At 69.2% G+C, this 7,631-nt stretch carries 5 protein-coding genes; all 5 read left to right on the top strand.

Annotation, left to right across the window (positions count from 1 at the left end; genetic code table 11):
- The first annotated feature begins 1,011 nt into the window (after nucleotides 1-1,011).
- The 5 genes from ABS52_04715 (at nucleotide 1,012) to ABS52_04695 (ending at nucleotide 7,576) form a co-directional block, all read left to right on the top strand.
- Nucleotides 1,012-2,961, top strand: a complete 1,950-nt coding sequence (locus ABS52_04715) for a copper-translocating P-type ATPase (GenBank protein ODT04566.1) — start codon at nucleotides 1,012-1,014, stop codon at nucleotides 2,959-2,961.
- A 315-nt stretch (nucleotides 2,962-3,276) separates the two neighbouring features.
- Nucleotides 3,277-3,768: a hypothetical protein gene (locus ABS52_04710; protein ID ODT04553.1), complete on the top strand. Its 492-nt coding sequence runs from the start codon at nucleotides 3,277-3,279 to the stop codon at nucleotides 3,766-3,768.
- A gap of 153 nt (nucleotides 3,769-3,921) precedes the next feature.
- Nucleotides 3,922-4,833 carry a hypothetical protein gene (locus tag ABS52_04705; GenBank protein ODT04552.1) on the top strand — a complete coding sequence of 304 codons (912 nt, stop codon included), beginning with the start codon at nucleotides 3,922-3,924 and terminating at the stop codon, nucleotides 4,831-4,833.
- 140 nt (nucleotides 4,834-4,973) lie between these two features.
- Nucleotides 4,974-5,243 carry a hypothetical protein gene (locus ABS52_04700; GenBank protein ID ODT04551.1) on the top strand — a complete coding sequence of 90 codons (270 nt, stop codon included), beginning with the start codon at nucleotides 4,974-4,976 and terminating at the stop codon, nucleotides 5,241-5,243.
- A gap of 1,109 nt (nucleotides 5,244-6,352) precedes the next feature.
- Nucleotides 6,353-7,576, top strand: a complete 1,224-nt coding sequence (locus tag ABS52_04695) for a hypothetical protein (GenBank protein ODT04550.1) — start codon at nucleotides 6,353-6,355, stop codon at nucleotides 7,574-7,576.
- Nucleotides 7,577-7,631: the final 55 nt, after the last annotated feature.

The following is a 7,631-nucleotide window of genomic DNA, read 5'->3' as shown; positions in this document are numbered from 1 at the left end:
TCATCATGCACCATCGCGAGGCGCTCCAGATGATCGATCGGTTCATGCCGCGCCTTCAGAACGCCGCGGTCAGGTCGATGGCGGAGAAGATGCGGGCGGACCAGGAGCGCGAGATCGCGGAGTTCGAGCGTAAGCAGCAGGCGCGCTGATCGAGACGCGAGTGTGGTGCATCCGAGTACAAAACGACTCGGAACGCTGCAGGGCGGCGGCTTCAGCCTTTGGAGCCGCCGCCCTTTGCTTGCGCATCATGCCCGCTGCGAAGCGCATGCTCAAGCCGAGGGGACTGGGCACAGGTCTGAGTGGTTTGCCCCGAGGGACTCACCCTTGGGGAGTTCCGAAATCGCCCGCCGAGGCGGGCGCGTCTGTACGATGGTTGCCGACTCGCGTATTCTGGTTTGCGCGTGACGTGTGCTTCGAGCGGGCATGAGCCCGCGGTTGGATGGACAGTCCGTGCGGTTCAGTCGTGGTCAGCGGAAGGTGCAGTCTCGACCCGAACATAGAGCGCATTGCATGCTGACGGTCGAATGACTGAAGACGCGAGCGCGCCGCGCGCCGCATGAGCGGCCATTCTCGTCGCGAGCGCCACGCTTTATGCTACGTCGAGCACGAACCACTACGACGATGTGAAGGAGCGGAATGGACGAACGCCACCAGCATCACCGGGAAGAGCCAGATCGTGGCGGCCACGAGGATGCCTCGGGCCACGGAGCGCATCGCGACGCGGCCGACGACGGAGAGCACGGAGCTCACCACGTGAGCCTCGGGGCGGAAGCTGCGTCACCGAAGCCTCACGCACATCACGGTCCGCCTGATGGACGGGCGCACGACGAATTGCCTGCCGAGCCGGGGTACCCAGAACATCCAGACTTGCCGCGGGCGGGGCAGTCAGCGCGCGCCGCCGCGTCGGCTTCCATGGGAGCGCATGCCGGCCATTCGGGCCACGACATGCACGCAGGCCACCCACCGGCGGATCACGGGGCGCACGACAAGCACGCTGGCCACAGCGTGGCGATGTTCCGCGACAAGTTCTGGGTTTCGCTACTCCTGACGCTCCCGACGCTCGTCTGGGGGCACATGCTGCAGCGCGCCTTCGAGTATACCCCGCCGCAGTTCCCCGGCGCACGGTGGATTCCGCCCCTCTTCGGCACCGCCGTGTTCGTGTACGGCGGCTGGGTCTTCATCCAGGGCGCGATCCGCGAGCTCAAGGATCGACTTCCGGGCATGATGACGCTGATCTCGCTGGCGATCACAGTCGCCTTCGTCTTCAGCGCCGCCGTCACCCTCGGCTTCCCCGGCATGCCGCTCTGGGAGGAGCTGGCGACGCTCGTCACCATCATGCTTCTCGGCCACTGGATCGAGATGCGCTCCATCGCCCAGGCGCAGGGGGCGCTCCAGGAGCTCGCCAAGCTCCTGCCGAACACCGCGATCCGGCTCCGGATGACGGACGGGAGCGAGGTCACGGAGGAGGTCCCGCTCGACCAGCTCCGCGACGGGGAGCTCGTGCTCGTTCGCCCGGGAGCCAGCGTTCCGGCGGATGGCGTGGTGCGGTCCGGCGCGAGCGACGTGAACGAGGCGATGATCACGGGCGAGTCTGCACCCGTGGAGAAGGGCGAAGGCGCCAAGGTGATTGCCGGGACGGTGAACGGCGCGGGCTCGCTCCGCGTCGAGGTAACTGGTACCGGCGAGCGCACGGCACTGGCCGGCATCATGCGACTGGTGGAGCAGGCGCAGACGTCCAAGTCGCGCGCGCAGGCGCTCGCCGACCGCGCGGCCTTCTGGCTCACGCTCATCGCCCTCGCCGCCGGCGCCCTCACGCTCGTGGCGTGGCTCGCGCTCGGGGCGGAGCCGGCCTTCGCCGTCGAGCGCATGGTCACCGTGCTGGTCATCGCCTGCCCGCATGCCCTGGGGCTCGCGATCCCGCTCGTCATCGCCATCTCGACCACGCTCGGCGCGCGCAACGGCCTGCTCGTGCGCGACCGGCGCGGACTCGAAGAGGCGCGCACTGTGAATGCTGTCGTCTTCGACAAGACGGGGACACTCACCCGCGGCGAGTTCGGTGTCGTCGACATCGCCACGACCGACGGCCTCGCACCCGAAGAAGCGCTCCGGCTGGCGGCCGCCGTCGAGCGTGACTCGGAGCACACGATTGCGCAGGGGATCGTGCGCAGCGCCGAGGAGCGCGGGATCGTGGTGCGGGCGGCCGAGGCGTTCGAGGCGATCCCGGGGAAGGGCGTGCGCGCCCGAGTGGACGGGCGCACGCTCTACATGGGTGGCCCGGCACTCGTGCGGGCGCAGTCGCTCGAGGTGCCGGCGCCCCTGCGCGAGGCCACGGACCGAGCCGCCGCACGCGGGCAGGCCTCGATCTACCTCGCCGACGAGCGGCGGGCGCTTGCCGCCTTCGCCGTCGCCGACGTCGTTCGGCCGGAGTCGCGCGAGGCGGTCCGTGCGCTGCACGAGGAGGGGATCGAGGTCGTCATGATGACGGGCGACGCGCGTGCGGTGGCTGACGCGGTGGCGCAGGAGATCGGGATCGACACCGTCTTCGCCGAGGTGCTCCCGGAGCAGAAGGCGAGCAAGATCGAGGAGCTTCAGGCGGCCGGGAAACGCGTGGCGATGGTGGGCGACGGCGTGAACGACGCGCCGGCGCTCGTGACGGCGAACGTTGGCATCGCCATCGGTGCCGGGACGGACGTGGCGGTCGAGGCGGGGGACATCGTGCTCGTGCGGAGCGATCCGCGGGACGTGGCGCGCATCGTGAGGCTCAGTCGGGCGAGCTACCGCAAGATGGTCCAGAACCTGTGGTGGGCCACCGGCTACAACGTCTTCGCCATTCCGCTCGCGGCCGGGGTCCTCGCTCCGTGGGGCATCGTGCTCACGCCTGCCGTCGGTGCGGTGCTCATGTCCCTCAGCACGGTGATTGTCGCCGTCAACGCGCAGTTCCTCCGACGTGCCGGACTGTGAGGTGGTTCCGGTATGTCTTGGGGGAGGCCGCTGGCGCCCGTCCTCCCGATCTCCCCTCCGTCCATCCGTTGCAGGCCGAACGGCGGCAGGGGTCGCCACTCTCGGGAGAGCAACGACGAAGGACAAGCCGCCCATCGACGCGGGGACGATGGAACGGCACCGCCGGCGCGCCGACTACGTCCACACCTGGTGAGACTCGGTCGATGGACCCGCAGCGGCGGCATGGTACGATAGGGCGCGCTCCACCGCCGGGGGGAGATGCTTTACGCGGAATATAGCGAGTCGTATCTTTCTACTTCCCAACGGAGCATCCGAATGCCGCCCGACCGTCCGCCCCGCCACTCGAATCGCAAGGGCCTGCACCTGCAGGACACTGTCCGTCTCTCGGCCGAAGGGTTGGCCAAGGTCATGGGCGATCTGGAGGCGCGCGTGCTGCAGACGGTATGGGCGCTCGGGGCGCCGGCACCCGCCCGGGCGGTGTACGAGCGGGTCATCGCGTCGCATCCGGTCGCGCCGCTCACTGTCATCACAGTGCTCAACAAGCTGGTGACGAAGGGGTTCCTCACGAGAGCGTCGAAGAACGGCTTGCTTCACTATCGCGCCGTCATGAAGGAGGAGGAGTTCCGGACGCTCGTGTCACGGCGCGTCGTCGAGGGGATTCTTTCGTTCGGGCCCGACGCCGTCGCGGCCTCGGTCGTCGACGTGCTCGCCGAGCAGGACCCGGAGCGTCTCGCCGAGCTGGGCCGCCTCATCCGCCGCCGTCTTCGTGCGCAGAGCGCTGGCGAGCGGCCGGGCGACGGCGGGTAAGGGCCGGGGCGACAAGGCATGGACGGCGCCCCGAATCGGCCGACCGCCCTCGCGTCGCGGGAGGACCGCCATCGTCGCGTAGTCCTCCTCGGCTTCGCCGCCCTCATTGTTCTGAGCACCAGTCCGGTCTTTGGCCACCATGTGGCACGAGGGATGGAGACGCTGCTGGCGGGCCAGGACCATCTCTGGGCCTTGTGCCTGATAGCTCTGCACCACTTGCTGGCGCCGGTTCACTACCTGTTTCATGTCCTCATCGTGGCGGGGCTGGCCTACGCCATCTGGGACCGTGCGCGCGCGTGGCTGACGGTCCGCCGCGCTCTCGTGCCGCTCGGGGCTACTCCGCCCCAAGCTGGCGACTCGTTCTGGCAGGCGGCGCGCGCGTCGGGCATCGACCCGGCGCGCCTCTGGATTGTCTCCGGGCTTCCCAATCCAGCGTTTACTGTCGGCTGGTTGCGCCCGATGATCTACGTGGCGGCGGAACTGGCCGAGTGGCTGACGCCGGACGAGCTCGCGGCGGTGCTTGCGCACGAGCGCGCGCACCTCGTGCGGCGGGACCCGCTTCGCCTCTCGGTCCTGCGCTTTCTGGGCCGGATGCTCTTCTGGCTCCCCGCGCTCCACCGCCTGGCGGCGGACGCGGCCGACGATGCGGAAGTCACCGCCGACGACGCGGCCGCCGCCGGTCGCCCGCTGGTCCTTGCCTCGGCGATCCTGGCCTTGGCCCACTGGCGGACACCGCCGGCGCTGGTGCGCGCTTCGGTCGGCATCTCTACCGGTTTCTCGGTGGGCTTCTACCGGCCGGACCTTCTCGACCGCCGCATCCGGCGGCTCGCCGGCGAGGAGCCGCCGGTGACGAGCCACGTAACACGACGGTCTGTCGCCGGCGCCGCGCTGGCGCTCGGCCTCGTCTGGGCGTCGGGCGTGCTCATGGCGCACCCCCTGCCCAGCGAGCGGCCCGATGTGCCGATCCACTGCATGCACGAGGGCCAATCGGCGATCAGCCACCTGTTCTGCCTCGGCTCGCCGTTCGGTCCGCTCCTGCGCGAGTGCCCTCACATCGGCCGCTGACGGTCGGCACGGGCCGCATGGTGCTGGTGCGGCGGACCGGCACCACGAAAGGTTGCCGGACGATCGCTGTGGGGCCATCGTCCTGACGGAGGGGACGAGCTGCCCATTCTCTGCACACACCCGCCACCGATGACGAGCGCATGACGACGAGTCACCAGACCGACGATCTGGACCACGCCGCGCTGAGGAAGCTGGTCGAGGAGGCGAACTCGTTGTCGCTGCCGGACCGTCAGACTTTGCTCAAAGCACTCATCCCCCGCATCGCCCGGGAAATGACGCCGCTCGACTACGCGGGGCTGATCGTCGCCCTCCGCCTCAAGGGAGAGCGCTTCTACGACGCCAGTCTTCACCCCGGCCAAGGACGTGCAACGCGGCACGTTCTTGGCGAACGGGACCTCGAAGGGCGGTGATCCTCGAGGGGCGCCGACCCGCCGACCCGCCAAGTCCCAGCCGCCGGCGCCTCAGGTCGGGCGCGCGCAGATCGAGAACGGTAGCCGCACCTCCGACTCCGGTGTCTGCGCCATCGTAGATGTCCGGGTTTCTCCGACGTCTCGCGCCCGGTTTCCCGATTGGCGGAGCAACCGTCGGAATCTTACATTTTATCGAGCGTCTAGAGCTTAGCTTCTTCAGTGGCCCGGTCGCTACACAGATCATCCCTCCTCGGTCGCCAGTCGTGCTCGTCCTTCGCCGCCTTACCGCACTCGTCACCACGCTCCTCCTCTTCCAGGCCGACTGGCAGGGGAGTGGTGCGGCGTGTCTGGTGGGGCACGCGAGTTCGCACGGCGGGTCGAACGCCGTTCCGGCGATGGCGGCGGTTGCTCAATCGGGCGTGCAGACCGCGGCAGGGATGACGCATGATGGGATGGTGATGACGCCCGCGCACCGAGCTCGCAATGAGGCGCGGGCAATCCCGGGGGCGTCGCCTTCGACTGAGAGCACTGAGTCGGTGCCGTCGCATTGCCCCGATTCGGGTATTCCCTCAGGTTGCGCCGCCATGATGGCGTGCTCGGCCGTGGCTATGTCAATTGCGACCGCCCCGTCGCTGGCAACCGACGCATGGCAGGCAGGTGGGGAGATGTCCGAATCGGACACCCGTCCTCACTCACGCGCCGACGCCCCCGACGTCCCCCCTCCTCGAGCGTAGCTGCGCCCTCGCAGGCCACGAGTCGCTCCTCCGCCCACAAGCCGTCGGCCGGACGAGCATGCTGCAGCACATCGCTGGTGTACGCTCAGGTCCCGCTCAGCGCAGGCTCAGGTAGCCTGGCGACTGTTCCGATCGACCAACTGTAGGCTCGATCGTCGGACCAGCACGCGCCGGCGCCAACCCGAGACGATTCCCGTGAAACTCAGTTCTTTCTGCTGGCGAGATCGGCGCGTAGGCGCACTCGTCCGCACAGCTGGCTTGGCCACCACGGCCGTGCTCGCCGGTATCGGAATGCCCGGTCGCGCCGTTGCGCAGACGTCGTCAGCTTCCGCAGCCGGCGACCGCGACACACCCGCTCGTCAAGCGCCCTCTCTGGTGCTCGGCGCGCTCTACCGGCAGCTCGCCACCGCGAGTCCGCGGCTCGAGGCCGCTCGGGCATTGGCCCGTGCCGCCGAGGCGCGCGTGCCCGGCGCCAAGCGTCCGCCCGATCCACTGCTCCAGCTCGGCTTCATGAACCGCGAGTTGCCGTCGCTGAAGTCGATGGACCCGCTCGGCATGACGCAGCTACAGCTCATCCAGATGATCCCTGTGGCGGGCAAGCTCGGTCTGGCCGGTGACGTGGCTGAGGCGCAGGCGGCGGCGGCCCGCAGCCGCGCCGCCGACGTCCGGTGGGACGTCCGCGCCCAGGCAGCGATGGCCTTCTATGACCTGTACCAGACCGACCAGTCGCTCGACGTGGCAATCGCGACGCGGCGGCTCCTGCAGGACATCGCCACGACCGCGCAGACCATGTATGCGGTGGGTGAGGGACGGCAGCCGGACGTGCTCCGCGCGCAGGTCGAGATCGCCCGCATGACAGAGGACATCGTCCGCATGGAGACGATGCGCACCAGCATGGACGCACGGCTCGCGGGGTTGCTCAACCGCGCCCCGCAGGCCGATCCGGCCTCGCCCGTGCTCCCGGCGCTGCCGACCGAACTGCCGCCGCTCGACTCGCTGATCTGGCTGGCCCAGGCGAACCGCCCAATGATTCAAGCGGGGCGTGAGGAGCTGCGGGGGGCGGAAGCGGCCGCGACGCTCGCTCGCCGGGAGCTGTGGCCCGACCTCGAGGTCGGCGTACAGTACGGCTGGCGGGCGGGCCCAGTGGGCATGGGGAACGAGCAGATGGGTAGCCTGATGCTCGGGGCCAGTCTCCCGATCTTCGCCCGGAGCCGCCAGCTCCAGATGCGCGAGGAGGCGACGGCCATGCGAACCATGGCGGCGGCGGACCTCACGGCCATGCGCGCTGAAACTGCCGGGCGCGTCGCTGGCGCGTACGCGGATTGGCGCCGCGCGCGCAACCTGAGTGACCTCTATCGCAGCACCATCCTGCCGCAGGCCCAGGCGACCATCACGTCCTCGCTCGCCGCGTACCGGGTGGGCGACGTGAACTTCATGACGCTGCTCGACAATCAGATGACCCTCAACCGCTACCAGCAGGAGCTCTTCGTGCTCGTGGCGGAGCAGGGCAAGGCGGTGGCCGACCTGGAGATGCTGATTGGTCGCGAGCTGTTCGACCCGAACGTGGTGGCCGCTCCCGCGGCCGGGAGCAGAAGATGAGCAACGTACCGAACGATTATCTGAACGAGAGGGCGACGAGCGTGCCGCACGACGA

This window comes from Gemmatimonadetes bacterium SCN 70-22 (assembly GCA_001724275.1).
Taxonomy (GTDB): domain Bacteria; phylum Gemmatimonadota; class Gemmatimonadetes; order Gemmatimonadales; family Gemmatimonadaceae; genus SCN-70-22.
The sequence above is the reverse complement of the archived record's forward strand: the minus strand, read 5'-3'. Positions and strand labels throughout refer to the sequence as shown.